The following is a 15,407-nucleotide window of genomic DNA, read 5'->3' as shown; positions in this document are numbered from 1 at the left end:
AAAATTCTTCCGCTTATTTGACTTCACTATACCACGAATCCGCATTTTTCATTGCAAGGATTTGTTTAAGGCGTCTCACAAATAAAAACAAGTCCCCGTGAAGAGACTTGTTCGGGAAAGAACCTGCGGGTTCTTTTTTTTGTTTACTTTTCCCGGTAATCCGTGCGATGGGCGAGAGCCGTGGCCACGGTGAGCTCGTCGTAATACTCCAAATCGCCGCCGACGGGGATGCCGTGGGCGATGCGGGTAATGTGGATGTCCACATCTTCAAGCATGCGGGTGATGTAGCGGGCGGTCATGTCGCCGTCCTTCGTGGGATTGGTGGCGAGGATCAACTCCTTCACCGGCTCGTTTTTTAATCGCTCCAAGAGCTCTTTGATCCGTAGCTTTTGCGGCACGATGCCCCGCTCCGGCACGATGACGCCGTGGAGCACGTGGTACAGGCCGTTGTACTTGCCCGTGGCTTCCATGACCTGCACGTCTTGGGGCCGCTCCACCACGCAGATCACCGACCGGTCCCGCCGCTCGCTCTTGCAAATGGTGCAGGGATCGGCGTCCGTATAGTCGTGGCAGATGCTGCACTCTCTGATTTTTTCCTTCGCTTCCTGAATGGCCAGGGCCAATTTCTCCGCCTCTTCCGGCGGGGAGTCCAGCAAAAAGTAGCTGAGGCGCCGCGCCGTCTTCGTGCCGATGCCCGGCAGGCGGCTCAAGCGATAGATCAGCTCTTCCAGTGGCTTATCCATAATTAAAACATGCCCGGCATATTCAAGCCGCCGGTTAAGCGGGACATTTCCCCTTCCGTCTTTGCTCTGGCGCTCGCCATGGCTTCGCGAATGGCGGCGAGGATCAAGTCTTCCAAGGTTTCCACATCCTCGGGATCCACCACGTCGGGATCGATGGACAGGCGCAGGAGTTCTTGCTTGCCGTTGACCACGGCGGTGACGACGCCGCCGCCGGCTGTGGCTTCAAACTCTTCCTTGTCCAGATCCGCCTGCATTTTTTCCATATCCTTTTGCAGCTTTTGAACCTGCTTCATCATATTATTCATATTTTTTCCGCCCATATTGGGAAATCCCTTTGCCATAATTCCTCCTTATTCCTTTTCAATGGTCACATCTTTAAACACGCGCTCCAAGGATTGAAGCACCGTATCGTCTTCGTCGCCGATGGCTTCCACGCGAACGGCGGCATCGGAGCCCAAGACCTCGCGCACGCCTTCCGCCAACGCCGCTTCATTGGCGTCGTTTTTTAACATTTGTATATGGAAAGAAAATTTCGGTTGAAAGAGAATGGTCAATAGATTCCCTTCCAGCTTCGTTTCTTCCGCATCCTTTAACAGGGCTGCACAGGCCACGCTTCTCGCCTGTACCGCCGACTGCACGGCTTGCCACTTGTCCCCGTCCAGGGGCGATTTCTCGCCTTGTATTATATCACGGTCATCGGTCCCGCTCAAAGGCGCGGGGGCTTCAGGCTCCGCGCTTGCGTCCGCCCGGGTATCCGCCGGCTCTTCCCTCTTCGACGGCTCTGCTTTTTTCGGCGGCGCTTTTTTAATCGGCGCGGCGGGACGAATGGGCTGCGGCCGCTCTTCGGGAAGATCTCCCGCAACCTGTAAATGAAGGGCCTTTAAGAGCAGAATTTCCACCACGGCCCGAGGATCCTTGGCGTAGCGGAACTGCTCCCTGCCCTTTTGAAAGAGCTCCAGGCAGCGGAAGCCGAGGTCTTTGTCTAAATTTTCGGCGTGGGCTTTAAAGGCCGCCCTGTCGCTTTCGCTGTAGCCCTTAGGCGGGGTTTTCGTGTACTCGTAAAACAAGAGATCTCTGAAGTAGTCGATCAAAGCGTCGAGGAGCAGGGCGAAATTCTTCCCCCGGTCGTAAGCGCGGTCCAGCGCGTCCACGATCAGGGCGCCGTCTGCCGTCAAGAGGCCGTCGACGATGCGAAAAATGCCCTCTTCCTCCGTGAGACCCAAGGCGTCGTATACCGTCTCCCCGTCCACCGTGTCGTTTCCCATGGAAAGGACCTGATCCAATATGGACAGGCTGTCTCGCATGCTGCCGTCGCTGTGAGCGGCGATGACCGCCAGGCCTTCCTCGGTGTAGCTCTTCTTTTCCAGATCCAAAATTCGCGCAAGCTCTTTTTCGATCTCCTCTTCCTTTAAACGGAAGAAAGTGAATCGCTGGGCTCGAGACAGAATCGTGGCGGGGATTTTTTCCGGCTCCGTGGTCGCCAAAATAAACAGGGCATGGGCCGGCGGCTCTTCCAAAATTTTCAGCAGGGCGTTAAAGGCCCCCTTGCTGAGCATATGGACCTCGTCGATGATGTAAACTTTTTTCTTCGCCACCGCCGGCGCATAGGCCACGTGTTCGCGAATCTCCCGTATGTCGTCGACGGAATTGTTGCTTGCCGCGTCGATTTCCATAACGTCAAACAAGCTCTCGTCTAAAATGCCCCGGCACACCTTGCATTCGTTGCAGGGATTGGCGCCCTCGGGCGAAAGGCAATTGACGGCGCGGGCAAAAATTTTCGCCACCGACGTCTTTCCCGTGCCTCGAGTGCCGGAAAAAATATAGGCGTGGTGCACGCGCCCTTCCTTTATTTGATTTTTCAGTGCGGTAATGGTCATCTCTTGGCCCACCACTTCGTCAAATGTCTTGGGCCGATACCTTCTATACAGTGCTTGCATAATCTCCTCCGACCCTTAGTATACATGAAAAAGCCTGCGCAAGAAATCTCCTCCTTATCCTTTTCTTTAATTTAAACCTGAAATTTTGACCGATCCTTCACTTTTTTATCACAAAGGGCGGCTATACTTAGGGTACATCAATGATATGAATCTTTTAGGAGGTATTTCGAAATGAAAAACTTGAAGAAAATCGCTAGCGCTATGGCAGTAGGTACCCTTATGTTCGGTCTCGTTGCTTGCCAACCCAAAGCTGAAGAAGCTGAAAACGCTGCAAACAACGCTCAAAACGCTGCTAACAACGCTGCTGCTGAAGCTAACAACGCTGCTAACGAAGCTGCTAACAAAGCTGAAAACGCTGAAAAAGCTAACGCTGCTGCTGAAAACGCTAAAAACGCTGCTGAAAACGCTAAAAACGCTGAAAACGCTCAATAATCGATCCTTCGATTTAAAAGAAGCTCCGGTTCTTCCGGAGTTTTTTTTATGATTTCAATTTTTGTGACTTCGTTCTGTAATCATCGGATTCTATGTTATAATCAGGTATAAGAGATGAAAAAGGAGGACGATCTATTGTATTGTTTCCAATGTGGCGAAGAACTGGTCGAGGGCGCGAAGTTTTGTCACGTCTGCGGCGCCAATCAAGAAGAAGCGCGCAAGCTCTTTGAAAAAAAATTCAAACATGCTGCACCGACAACCGGTTCCGATCATCCCGCTTCCGGCGGCGACACGAAAGTCGCCTACTCCTCCGATCCGGATGACGGCGAAGCCTTAAAAAATTACTTAAATAAAGTCGATACCCATGTGGGCATGAGTATCGAAAAGCACGAAACCCTTTCCGGCGCACGTCCCAAACCGAAAAAACAAAAGGCGAAGGACAAGCCCGCGAAGAAGGTACAAGAGAATATAGAAAATGCCGCACCGCCCTCCTCGGCGATGGAGACGGCACCGGTGGAAAAAGCGGCGCCCAAAGCGCAGGCTCCTGCAAAAGCCGACGAACCGAAAAAGAAAAAGAAGAGTTTTTCCGCCATCTGGAACAGCTTTATCGACGAGGAAGACAATCCTTACTCGGTCTTCGGTGAAATGGCCGATCGCCTGGAGCGGAATCAGAGAGTCGTCGACGATACCGATGCGGATCGCCTCCGCGTCTCCCAAGACATGGGAGACATGGACCAAGAGCCCTTCGCTCAAACCGGCGATTTGTCCACTTTAAATAAAAAAGTCAACGAAATTTTAGACGCACAGGAAAAAGAAGAAGAGAAGAAAATGACCTCCAAGGGCATTCTCTCCTCCTTCTTCTCGAAAGATAAAGGGGACGGGCCCGAGGAAAAGGAATCTCCGAAAGCCAAAGACGACACCGCGACGGTGCCCCCTGTGGTTTCCGCTACGAAGGAAAAGTCGGAGGAAAAAATCATTCCCGCCGACGCCGATGAAAAAATCAGTTCCGACGACGCCGTTCAAAGAATTGATCTCACCGACGTCGAGGAAAAGATTATTCCCGCCGACTCCTTTGATTTTCCCCAAGGAGACGCACCAAGCGTAGAAAAGGAAATCTCTACCGTCGCCGGGGTCCCATCCTCCGAAAAGAAATCTTCCGAAGATAAATCGAAGGACGCGCCCGTCGTCGACCGCGCGGAAGAAAAGCGAAAGAAAAAAGAAGCCAAGGCGGCGGCCAAGGCACAAAAGCGCGCCGCAAAAAAAGAAACGGGCCAAAAGAAGGCGCCCTTCGCTTCCCTCTTCGCCGGCAAGAAGAATGGGGAACAGAGATTAAAAGAACATGCTGAGGGCGGCGAAAAGCATCACCTCCACGTCAGCGAGCTTTCGAACAATCCCAATGTTTTAAAAGCCTATACGAAATTGTCCCACGCCCGCAGCCGCGTCATGGCAAAGGGCAAACAAGGGGTCTATGGCCTCTTGGGCATCGGATTCGTCATCAGTACCCTGCCCGTATTGTTCGCCTTCCGGGGCATCGGCATTCTGGCCGTACTCTTTTCCATTTTAAAAGTCGCCATCGACCTTTTCGCCTTTTTCTTTGCGAACAATGTGGCGAGAAGCAACAGCTGTGAAGAAGACGATTTGCGTTCCCGCACCGTAGATAATCTCATCCACTGGATTTTATATTTGATTCCCTACACTCTGATCTTCTTCATCCTGCCCTCATCTTCGGCCATGGGCCGCACGACGTTGGGCTCGGTCACGCCCCACTTCCTCTTGAGTATTCTGCTCTACCTGTGGGTCTTGTTCCTCGCCTATTCCTCGGCGCACAAAATCTTGCCCAAGGAAAACAGCCGCGACTTCATCGCCTGGTACGGCATTATCTATGTAAGCATCGATTTGATCTCGAAACTTTTCTGGATCATCGCCATCTTCCTTACATCCACTTTCTCATAAAATCGAACCGCCTCGAGCGGTTCTTTTTTTGCGCCTTATCACTTTTTCAGGGCAAAGCCCTTGTTTCCTCGGGAAAAAACTCTTACAATAGGATAAGATTACCTAAAGGAGGATACTATGTCCATCGTTTGTAAATTCGGCGGCTCATCCCTCGCCAATAGCGAACAGTTTCATAAAGTTAAAGATATTATTGAAAGCGACGATAATCGTCGATACATTATTCCCTCGGCGCCGGGGAAAGCAAAAAACGGCGACCAAAAAGTCACGGATCTCTTGATCCTTCTCTACAATATGGCGGTGCACAAGCTTTCCTCGGCGGAAGTCATGAACATGATCGAAGCCCGCTACCGGGAAATTCTCGAAGGCATCGGCATCGAATTCGATTTAAAAACCGAGCTGGATGAAATCTTGTCCAATATTACCGCCGGCAAAGTGAGCAAGTCCTATGTCCTCTCTCGAGGCGAATACTTAAACGGAAAAATTCTAGCCGCCTATTTGGATGTCGACTTCGTCGATGCCAAAGACGTCATCCGCTTTGACGAAAACGGCACTTGGGACGAAGCGAGCAGCTACAAGGCCTTGGCAAAAATGAAGGAAGAGCACGAGCGTGCCGTCATCCCCGGCTTTTACGGCTCCACCCCTTCGGGAAAGATCGTCACCTTCAGCCGCGGCGGTAGCGATCTTTCCGGCGCCATTGTAGCCCGAGGCGTCGGCGCCGAACTCTACGAAAACTGGACCGATGTCTCCGGCCTTCTCGCCGTGGATCCCTCCATTATTCCTCAGCCGAAAAAAATCAAAAACATCTCCTATCAGGAGCTGCGGGAGCTCTCCTATAGCGGCGCCAAGGTCATGCACGACGAGGCCATGTTCCCCGTCATCGAAAAAAATATTCCCGTGGTCATTCGAAACACCAATGCCAAAGACGACGCCGGCTCCTATATTATGGCCGATGTCCCCGGGGATGCGGAAGGCGAAGACATTACGGGCATCGCCTGCCGCAAGGGCTTTGACGTCATCAATATCGAAAAGTTTCGCATGAATCGGGATCTGGCCTTTCACCGAAAGGTGCTTTCCGTCTTGGAAGCCAACGATATTTATCTGGAGCACATGCCCTCTTCCATCGACTCCATCTCTTTGGTCATCGCCAGCAAGTATTTAAAGAATAAAACGGATCAGCTCATTGCCGAGCTTCAAACCTTTACCAATGCCGACCGCATTACCTTGGATCACAACATCGCCCTGATCACCATCGTCGGCCGCAATATGAAAAACCGCATCGGTACCAGCGCCCATGTTTTCAGCGCCCTGGCCGATGCCAATGTCAATATCCGCATGATTATTCAAGGGGCCAGCGAAATGAATATTATCGTCGGCGTCTTGGAAGAGGAAGCGGAAAAATCCATCGAAGCTATTTATAACGCATCCTTCTCCTAAGAAGCTTTTCTATTCCCCTGAAATAGGGTATACTAAGTCTTGTAAAGGGGTGCGCACAGCTGAGAGAGGAACACTCAACCCATGGAACTTGTACAGATAATGCTGTAAAAGGATATGCCGATGCACGCCGTGCGTCGGCTTTTTTTATTGAAAGGAGTTATAAAATGAAAGCAAGTATGGCTATTCAAGTGTTGCCCATGGTCGACGGCGGCACGGAAGAAGTTGTTCGCATCGTAGATGAAGTCATCGCCGTCATCAAAGACAGCGGTTTAAAATATGTGGTCGCCCCCTTCGAAACCACCGTGGAAGGGGACTCCATGGACGAAATTATCGACCTGCTTCGCAAATGTGAAGCCAAGGTTATGGAAGAAGGCGCCAATTCCGTGTACTGCTACGTCAAGTTAAGTCACGGCAAGGAATCTATTTTAACCATCGATGAAAAAATCGGCAAATATCAGTAAACTCTTTCGGGGAAGCATTTTAATCATCGCTCTCCTCGTTCTGTGGCAGCTCTTGAGCACCTCGGGCCTGTTGCCCGGCTACCTGCTCCCCTCGCCGGTGCAGGTCATTAAGGCCTTTGTCCAAGACTTTCCTCTCTTGGTGGACCACTCGAAGGTCACCTTGGCCGAAGCGGCCCTCGGGCTTTTCTTCGGCATCGTCTCGGGCTTTCTCTGCGCCTTTTTAATGGATCGATCGCCCTTTTTCAAGGACGCCCTCTATCCCCTTTTGGTCCTGACGCAAACCGTGCCCACCGTGGCCATTGCGCCGCTCTTGGTTCTATGGATGGGCTACGGCATGACGCCGAAGGTGGTGCTCATCGTCATCGTCACTTTCTTTCCCATGGCGGTCAATCTCTACGAAGGCTTCGCCTCGGCGGATCCCGACGAAATGAAACTTTTGCGGGCCATGGGCGCGGAGAAGCGGGAAATTTTCACCTATGTGAAGCTTCCCAATGCCCTGGACGGCTTTTTCTCCGCCTTGAAAATCTCCGCCTCCTACTCCGTCGTGGGTGCGGTTATCGCCGAATGGCTCGGCGGCTTTCAAGGCCTCGGGGTCTATATGACCCGGGTGAAAAACGCCTACAGCTACGACCGCATGTTTGCCGTCATCTTTTTGATTTCATTTTTAAGCTTAATCCTCATGGGCCTGGTCAATCTCTTTCAACGAAAGGCCATGCCCTGGAAACAATTACATTCTTAGGAGACTGTTATGAAACGATTTTTACCCGTTCTTCTCGCCCTCTTTATGCTGGTCGGCTGCTCCAACGGCGCCGATAAGAAAGAGGACGGAGACAAGCAAAAAGTACGCCTGGTCCTGGACTGGACCCCGAACACGAATCACACGGGCATTTACGTAGCCAAGGAAAAAGGCTTTTTAGACGAAGCCGGCATCGATCTCGAAATCCTTCAACCGCCGGAAGGCGGCGCGGAAGGCCTCGTCGCCAATGGCGGCGGCGAATTGGGCATCTCTTTCCAAGACACCATTGCCGCATCCTGGGCCAAGGAAGATCCCCTTCCCGTCACTGCCGTGGCCGCTTTGGTGCAACACAATACCTCGGGTCTGTTAAGTTTGAAAGACAAGGGCATCGACTCCATGGGCAAGCTCCCCGGCCACACCTACGCCACCTGGAACATGCCCATCGAACAAGCCATGATTAAAACCATGGTGGAAGACGATGGCGGAGATTACTCCAAAGTCAATCTCATCCCCTCTAATGTCACCGACATCGTCGCCGCATTAAAAAGCAATGTGGACGCCGTGTGGGTCTACTACGGATGGGACGGCATTAAGACGAAGGTAGAAGGTCTCGAGACCAACTACATTCCCTTTATCGACTCCCACCCGGAATTCGATTACTACAGCCCCATTTTAATCGCCAACAACGACTTCTTAAAGAATGATCCTGACACGGCGAAAAAAGTCCTGGCCGCCATTTCCAAAGGCTATGAATACGCCGCCGAACATCCGGAAGAAGCCGCCGAAATCTTGTTAAAGGCATCGCCGGAACTGGATAAGAAATTGGTAGACGAAAGCCAAGCTTACCTTTCCAAACAATACATCGCCGATGCGAAACAGTTCGGCGTCATTGACAAGGATCGCTGGAACGCCTTCTACGGCTGGCTCTGGAAAAACAAATTAATCGATCGGGAAATCCCGGCAGATTTCGGTTTCAGCAATGACTACCTCCCTCAATAATCCGGTCTTAGTCGGCGAGGGCATCTGCCGCCGCTTCGGCGAAAAAACCGTACTGGATCACGTGAATCTTTCCATTCCACGGGGCAAGGTCGTGTCCCTTTTGGGCCAAAGCGGCAGCGGCAAGACCACCCTCTTTAATATTCTCGCGGGGCTGGATGTGCCAAATGAAGGCACGGTGCATCTCTTAGGCGAAGACGTCACCGGCGAGCCCGGCCACGTGGCCTATATGCTGCAAAAAGATTTGCTCCTTCACCACTTAAAGATCATCGACAATGTGTCTTTGCCCCTGCGCCTGGCGGGCAAGAGCAAAGAGGAAGCCCGGGCCGCAGCCGACGTCTATTTTAAGGAATTCGGCCTGGAAGGCACCCAGCACAGCTATCCCGGCGCATTGAGCGGCGGTATGGCACAGCGCGCGGCCTTTTTAAGGACCTTTCTCTTTTCAAAGGAGCTGGTGCTTCTGGACGAGCCCTTCTCCCGCTTAGACGCCATTACAAAGGCCTCCATGCAGGATTGGTACCTGGCCATCAAGGACAAATACGAACTCACCACCGTCCTCATTACCCACGACATCGACGAAGCCCTGCGCATGAGCGACGTGATTCACGTGCTGTCTCCGAAAAAGAAGACCATCGCCTACAGCTACAATATACCTGAGGGCGATCGCGAAGCCTTTCAACTGTCGAGAGAGTATTTGGACGCGAAGAAAGCTATTCAAAAAGCCATTATGGCATAGAGAAAAGCATCTGCCGAAAAGCAGATGCTTTTTTCATGGTCAAATGCGGTTTCCAAAAAGATAATTAAAAGAAAAGGGACGCAGCGAAGAGACTGCATCCTTTTTCAAAAGACAAGATTCTATGAGATTTTTTACTTCATAGCGGCCAAAGCATCAAGCATGGCTTGATAATTATTTGCCGCCAATAAGATTTGGGCATAAGCCCAGTGATTTTCACTGACGTCCTTAAAGGAATTGAATTTCGCTCTTATCTTCATTAAATCCTGTTTGCTCATGTTCCGGCCTGCATAGCTATTTAAAATCGTTACAGCTTCAGCTCTCGTAATGGCTCCGTCGGGTTTAAAGGTGCCGTCGGGATAGCCGACAATTCGACCGTTGCCAAAGGCTTGATTGATGGCAGCTTCAAAGGGATGGCCCTTTACATCGGCGAAAGGCGCGATGCGATCTGTCTTTTTGTCGATGCCTGCCAGGGCCCGGGCAAATTCGGCTCGCGTAATGGATTCGTTGGGACGGAAGTTTCCGTTTTGATCCGCCAACATCAAATCATTTTTCACCATGGCGTTAATCGCTTCGTTGTACCAACTGCTGTCCGTGTCCTTAAAATCAGGTTTGGCCTTGTTGCTCGTATCCAGACCCGCCAAAGAAGCGATCATAGACGCCGCTTCGGCGCGACTCATCTTTCCTTCGGAGCGGAAGCTATTATCGCCGTAGCCGAAAATAAATGCCTGATGCTTTACTTTCGGATCCACAGGCGTTCCCGGATTTTCCGCAGCCGTCACTGCAACCATATCCCCGTTTTCAAAATACGTGTCATTTGCAAATTTTACATAGACGATAGGTTTAATATATTTGGCATTTTCGGGTAGCTTCGTGATTTCGATTTCATAGCCGCCGGCTACTTGTTTTACCGTGTAATCATCCCGAGGCACTTCCTGCTTCTTATATTTCGGCGTCGCCGACGTGCTTGTATCCACCCTCGACGAGGGACTGCTTACTGCCTTGGGTTTCCCTTCTTCAAAATCCTTCTGTGTCACATAATTCAGCTTAAAGAAAGCTTCTTCATTCTCGCCGACCTTTCCGGCCCCTGCAAGATTCGACTGAATTTCAATCTTATTGTCCTTTAATGCCACATACTTTTTATTATTGTGGGGGTTGAGCTGATCTCGCTTCCCCAGTACCTTATAATTGACGAGAGCTTTTTTCGTATAATCCCTGAAGAGGCCGGACTTCTTTCCATTAACCTTTTTATAAGGGACGCTTTCAATAAATTTCAATTCCTCTTCCGTAATTTTTTCTTTGCCTAATAAAGTCTTCGCTTTTTCAACGGCGCCCTTGACTTCATCTTTCACGCCCGGCTGAAATTCAATGGAATCGCTGTCAAGAACCTTCTCTTCCACTGTTTGCATGTACCTTTGAAGTTCGGCCTTGGCCTGTCTAACCCTTTCGGCAAATTCCACATTGGTCTTGTCCGCTTTGGAATTTTTCTCTTTCGCTTGCTCGCGTTCAAGGCGACTTATACTTTGGTGCCCGACAAGCGCCGGCTTTTGATTCGCATCCATTGCCCTATTCGTTCCGGAGCCGGAGGCGGCATAGGAGGATCCCGGTAAAAATCCTGCAATTAAGGTAAAGCCTAAAAGGCATGAGACGAAACCGACAGACAATTTTCGCATTCCGTAACGAGGTCGTTGCTCTTTTTGTTTCATATTTTCTCCTTCATTATAAACTCCATGGCCCCTTTGTCCGCATCAAATCTATGTATTTTTCCATAGCAGACCTAATCCAAAGTTGTCATGAGCAAAGTGATCTTCTAATTCGAAATTATATCACGCTGATATTAATTATCAACTGTTGTTTTTATATTTCTTCTCTTTTCCTTTATTTTTGCTTTCTGCTGCCTTTTTATTCTTATGTTCTAGCTCATTTAAATTATTTCTTCCGCGCGGCTTTTTGAGGACTCTTTCAAAATAAAGAAAAAGCCTCTGCAGTCGTTTCCTACGCCTGCAGAGGCTTTTCTCATTTCTTTTTTCTGATTGTCCCGTTTAATTTAATTGATTTTTTAAACTCAACATCATTTGAGTGGCTTCTTCTCTGCTCGCCGTGCCCTTGGGGTCGAAGAGATTGCCGCCCTTGCCGTGCAAGATGCCGCGCTTCGTCAAGCTCGCCACGGCGGGACGGAAGAGGGGATGAATCTTCCCGCTGTCTTTGTAGGGCAGGCGGGCGTTGCCGTCGTCGTACTTCATGGCCACGTAAATAATTTTCGCCATCTCTTCCCGGCTCACCAACTTATCCGGGCGGAAGGTGCCGTCGCCGTAGCCGTCGATAAGGCCCGCTCCCTTGGCCGCGGCAATGGCCTTGGTGTAATAGGCATCGGGAGCCACGTCGTTAAAGCCCGTGACATTACTTTCCATGGGCAAATGCAGGGCCAGACTCATTAAAAGGGTAAATTCCCCGCGGCTCATGTGCTCCCGGCCTTGGAAGCTCGTCAGGCCCCGGTAAATGGCGGTGTTGATTCCCGCCCGCTCGGCCCTCGCCGGCACATGCTTGGCCCAGTCGGAGGTGGAGTAATCCCTCGTGGCGTAATTTAAAATCGCCATGGTGTCGTGGTAGCGAGCGTCTTTTCCCTTGGATCCCATGACCACGGAAATCAGATGGCGGCCTTTTTTCGTGTAAGTCGCCGTGAGGCACTGGCCGGAATAGGATGCCGTGCCCGTTTTAAAGCCGTTGATCCCGTTAAACTTGCGAAACTTTCGATAGAACAGATTGGTGGATCGATAGACCTCGTTTTTATACATGGTCTGATGCTTCGACGTGGTGTTTAATATCTCGGGGTAGTCGTGAATAATGGATCGGGTCAAGAGTGCCTGTGCCCGCGGCGTGACGCGGTTGGGCTTTAGGCCGTTGGCCTCGGTGTATTGGGCGTCGATACCGAGTAATCTCGCCTTTTCGTTCATGCGATCGGCGAAGCGCTCCTCGCTGCCGCCGCCCAGGTATTCCGCCATGGCGATGCCCATTTGATTATTGCTGCGAATTAAAAAGGGCTCGAAGAGATCCCCCAGCCGCTCCACTTCGTCGAAGGGCGTCTTATCCCATGGGGATTTGGTGCGGGCGTTGTCCGAAATGGGAATCACCGTGTCCCAGCTCACCTCGCCGCTCTTAATGGCGTCCAGTATAATATAGGCGGTCATGACCTTGGTCATGGAGGCGGCGGAATAGGCCTTGTCCGAATTTTTTTCATAAAGCACCTGCCCCGTGTCGTAGTCCATGACGATGGCGCCCTGTGCGCTAATGGCCGGCGGTTCTGCGGCAAAGGCCGTCCCCGGCACCATAAGCATGGCGATCATCAGGATCATGGCCACCCATTGATTGAATCGTTTCATTTCAAATCCTTTCCGTAAAAAATGTCTTCGTCTATTTTAACAAATCTCCATGAAAAAATCCCTACGGTCACCGTAGGGACTTGGTTATTTAATACGATTGTCAAAAAGGGCCATGATTTCGAAGGGTTTGTAACCTTCGATGACCTTGCCGTCCACAATCACCACCGGAACTTTGTCGTAGCCCTTGGCTTGAAGTTCCCGCAAGGCTTCGGGATCCTTGGAAACATTTTTTTCTACAAAGGGATTGTTCAGGCTGTCCGTAAACAGGGCCTTGGTCATTTCACAGAATCTGCAACCGTCTTTCGTGTAGATGACCACATCTTTCATCACCTGTGCCGGCGGCGTATAGTCTCCGGCTTTTTTGGAAATAATTGCCATTTCCGAGCGGCGCACGGGACGATCCCCTTGGAAGAAGCCGTCGCTGCCTTCGGCGGCGAGGATTCCTTCTTTTACCAGAGCCGCCACGTAATCGGCGGCGGGAATTTGTACGTCGATTTCGTTAGACACGGTGCCCATTCGATCCAGGTCTTTTACTTTCAGATTGGAGTGATCCTTCATACCGTAAAGGTTTAAGGCTCTGGCATAATAGGCGGCCACTTCTTTGCGGGCAGGGTAGGCCACGTTTTTCGTTTTGAATTGGCCGGCGGCCTGAGCGGCCTTTAATTGCTTTGGCGTAATAATGCCTCGGTCCAGGGCGTAGGCGGCGCTTTCCACCGCCCAATCGGGCACGTCGCAGGCGCGGGCCATGCCGCTGTAGGATAGTTTCGCCTGCGAGAGCACGGCTTCCGTGGGCTGTTTCATGCCTTTGATTAAGACGAAAATCTCCGGCAAGCTCACGTAGCGATCGGGCTTAAAGGTGCCGTCGGGATAACCGCTCAACACTTTTCTATCCGCCATTTCGGAAATATAGCTGTAAGCCCAGTGGTCCGTCCCCACGTCCTTAAAGCGGGCGGCGTAAGCGGCCGGGCTTTGAATGGCCAATGTCAGGGCTGCTAAAGTAATGGCTACCATGGTTCTTTTCTTTTTCATCTTTATTTCTCCTCCTTAAACAATAATACCATATTCGGATCCACGCGCTCTCTATGGGCGCTCAATGTTTCTTCCAATCGTCCCCTCACCTGTTCCACGCGGGGGCAAGGGACCTCACCGCTTAATACGGCCTCTGCAGGCAAGACGTCGAAGTGCAGCCGGTCATTCCAATGCTTGTCCACGTAGAGGGCATCGGGCAGAAAGGCCGTGACGCGGGTGCCCTTTTCATCCTTCGTCAGTTGGGCCCGCACCATTTGTCCCGTTTCCACTCGGGATGTGTTCATATACTCCCGCCGCTGATTGGACACGAAATTGCCCATGGAATAGGCGACGAAGGTGCTCCTGTCGCCGTTCACGATATAGTCTATGGAAAGCGGCACGTGGGGATGGCTCCCGAAAATAATATCCACGCCTTTTTTCGCCAGGTAGGCCGCCTGTTTTGTCTGCTCCGCCGTGGGCTCCTTCACATACTCCACGCCCCAGTGCATATAGCAGACGATGGCATCGACCCCCGCCGCTTTTAACGCCTTGATATCTTCATCCGCCTTTTCTTCGGAATAGATGGCCACGGCTTCGGGCTTCTCACTGTTTTTCATGACCCCGTCGTTTCCGTTGAGGCCGTAGGTATAGGCGAGAAAACTGATCTTCATGCCCTTCACGGTTTTGATCAAGGGCTCCGCCTTATTTTCGCCGGAGCCCACCACATCCATGCCCGCATCGGTGAGGGCGCGGTAGGTGGTCTCCACCCCCGGACCGAAGGTGTCGTAGGCGTGGTTGTTCGCCGTGGAGACTACATCGAAGCCCACGGTTTTTAAATCCCGGGCGATTTCTATAGGCGAGGCAAACAAGGGAAAGGTGGTGTAGCCCTTGGCCCCGTCGGTTAATGTGGTTTCGAGATTGATCATGGCTACATCAGCGGCGTCGATATAGGGCTTCAGATACTGAAAGTCGCCGGTGAAGTCGAAGCCGTCCGCCGTCTTCGCTCCGTTGATCTGCGGCCGGTGCACCATGTAGTCGCCAAAGGCGATAAGATTCACCACTTTCGCAGGCTCCGCCTTTTTCGCCGCAGGCGACCGCCTCTGTTCCGCCACAGGCTCACAGCCGCTTAAGAGCAGAAGGGCCGCAAGCACAAGGGATAAAAATTTCTTCATGGCAATTCCTTTTCTTTAAAGTGATTCAACAACCCTATTGTACCAGTCTTTATGAATTTTTTGTATGAAAAAAGCGGGGTCTCCCCCGCCCATGTCGACTACGTCTGTAAGCCGTGTTCTGTATCGGTTAACTATCTGTCTGGTCTTTCCGTCGCCGGAAAGCTCTAGCGACCTACCTACCGGAGGCGACGAGCAGCCGCCTTTGTTCCTCTTTGGTCTTGCTCCGAATGGGGTTTACATAGCCGCACAGTCGCCTGTGCGCTGGTGAGCTCTTACCTCGCCTTTCCACCCTTACCTTTGCAGGCGGTATCTCTCTGTTGCACTAGCCTTAGGGTCGCCCCTACCGGACGTTATCCGGCATCCTCGCTCTGTGGAGCACGGACTTTCCTCGCATGCGCGCAGTTAACTGACGTACTCGACGA

14 protein-coding genes and 1 other RNA gene are annotated in these 15,407 nt (G+C 51.5%); 7 read left to right on the top strand and 8 right to left on the bottom strand.

Annotated features, from left to right (window positions below; all coding sequences use genetic code 11):
- Window positions 1-143: 143 nt before the first annotated feature.
- Genes recR through dnaX form a run of 3 tightly spaced genes read right to left on the bottom strand, consistent with a single transcriptional unit; the run spans window position 144 to window position 2,680 of the window.
- A complete protein-coding gene (gene recR, locus BN7444_RS06815) occupies window positions 144-743 on the bottom strand; it encodes a recombination mediator RecR (RefSeq protein WP_068457541.1) in 600 nt (199 codons plus the stop codon).
- 2 nt (window positions 744-745) lie between these two features.
- On the bottom strand, window positions 746-1,084 hold the full coding sequence (locus tag BN7444_RS06810) for a YbaB/EbfC family nucleoid-associated protein (protein ID WP_068457538.1): 339 nt from the start codon (window positions 1,082-1,084) through the stop codon (window positions 746-748).
- A 9-nt stretch (window positions 1,085-1,093) separates the two neighbouring features.
- Entirely contained in the window at window positions 1,094-2,680 is a 1,587-nt protein-coding gene (gene dnaX / locus BN7444_RS06805; protein ID WP_068457535.1) for a DNA polymerase III subunit gamma/tau, read from the bottom strand.
- A gap of 171 nt (window positions 2,681-2,851) precedes the next feature.
- Between dnaX and BN7444_RS06800 the strand changes: the two genes are divergently transcribed.
- From BN7444_RS06800 to BN7444_RS06770, 7 genes are all read left to right on the top strand, one after another.
- On the top strand, window positions 2,852-3,112 hold the full coding sequence (locus tag BN7444_RS06800) for a hypothetical protein (RefSeq protein ID WP_068457532.1): 261 nt from the start codon (window positions 2,852-2,854) through the stop codon (window positions 3,110-3,112).
- A 135-nt stretch (window positions 3,113-3,247) separates the two neighbouring features.
- A complete protein-coding gene (locus tag BN7444_RS06795) occupies window positions 3,248-5,065 on the top strand; it encodes a zinc ribbon domain-containing protein (protein ID WP_068457529.1) in 1,818 nt (605 codons plus the stop codon).
- Window positions 5,066-5,182: 117 nt separating this feature from the next.
- On the top strand, window positions 5,183-6,499 hold the full coding sequence (locus BN7444_RS06790) for an aspartate kinase (protein WP_068457526.1): 1,317 nt from the start codon (window positions 5,183-5,185) through the stop codon (window positions 6,497-6,499).
- A gap of 164 nt (window positions 6,500-6,663) precedes the next feature.
- Window positions 6,664-6,960 (top strand): thiamine-binding protein, encoded by a 297-nt coding sequence (locus tag BN7444_RS06785; RefSeq protein ID WP_068457522.1) that lies wholly within the window; start codon window positions 6,664-6,666, stop codon window positions 6,958-6,960.
- The gene (locus BN7444_RS06780; protein ID WP_068457520.1) at window positions 6,935-7,699 is read left to right on the top strand and encodes an ABC transporter permease; all 765 of its coding nucleotides are present in this window, start codon (window positions 6,935-6,937) and stop codon (window positions 7,697-7,699) included. The genes BN7444_RS06785 and BN7444_RS06780 overlap by 26 nt, the downstream gene beginning before the upstream one ends.
- Before the next feature lie 9 nt (window positions 7,700-7,708).
- Window positions 7,709-8,695, top strand: a complete 987-nt coding sequence (locus BN7444_RS06775; RefSeq protein ID WP_068457518.1) for an ABC transporter substrate-binding protein — start codon at window positions 7,709-7,711, stop codon at window positions 8,693-8,695.
- Window positions 8,676-9,428: an ABC transporter ATP-binding protein gene (locus BN7444_RS06770; protein WP_068457517.1), complete on the top strand. Its 753-nt coding sequence runs from the start codon at window positions 8,676-8,678 to the stop codon at window positions 9,426-9,428. Before BN7444_RS06775 ends, BN7444_RS06770 begins: the two co-directional genes overlap by 20 nt.
- A 131-nt stretch (window positions 9,429-9,559) precedes the next feature.
- On the opposite strand, the gene BN7444_RS09165 is transcribed toward BN7444_RS06770, so the two are convergent.
- From BN7444_RS09165 to rnpB, 5 genes are all read right to left on the bottom strand, one after another.
- Entirely contained in the window at window positions 9,560-10,987 is a 1,428-nt protein-coding gene (locus tag BN7444_RS09165; protein WP_245654203.1) for an S-layer homology domain-containing protein, read from the bottom strand.
- A 480-nt stretch (window positions 10,988-11,467) separates the two neighbouring features.
- Window positions 11,468-12,805: an S-layer homology domain-containing protein gene (locus BN7444_RS06760; RefSeq protein ID WP_068457515.1), complete on the bottom strand. Its 1,338-nt coding sequence runs from the start codon at window positions 12,803-12,805 to the stop codon at window positions 11,468-11,470.
- 84 nt (window positions 12,806-12,889) lie between these two features.
- Entirely contained in the window at window positions 12,890-13,834 is a 945-nt protein-coding gene (locus BN7444_RS06755; protein WP_068457513.1) for an S-layer homology domain-containing protein, read from the bottom strand.
- Window positions 13,835-13,836: 2 nt separating this feature from the next.
- Complete coding sequence (locus tag BN7444_RS06750) at window positions 13,837-14,985, bottom strand: CapA family protein (protein WP_068457511.1); 1,149 nt, start codon at window positions 14,983-14,985, stop codon at window positions 13,837-13,839.
- Window positions 14,986-15,076: 91 nt separating this feature from the next.
- Window positions 15,077-15,403: RNase P RNA component class A (gene rnpB / locus BN7444_RS06745), an RNA gene on the bottom strand.
- Between the last annotated feature and the right edge of the window lie 4 nt (window positions 15,404-15,407).

The organism is Peptoniphilus pacaensis, from assembly GCF_900088125.1.
Classification (GTDB): Bacteria; Bacillota; Clostridia; order Tissierellales; family Peptoniphilaceae; genus Aedoeadaptatus; species Aedoeadaptatus pacaensis.
The sequence above is the reverse complement of the archived record's forward strand: the minus strand, read 5'-3'. Positions and strand labels throughout refer to the sequence as shown.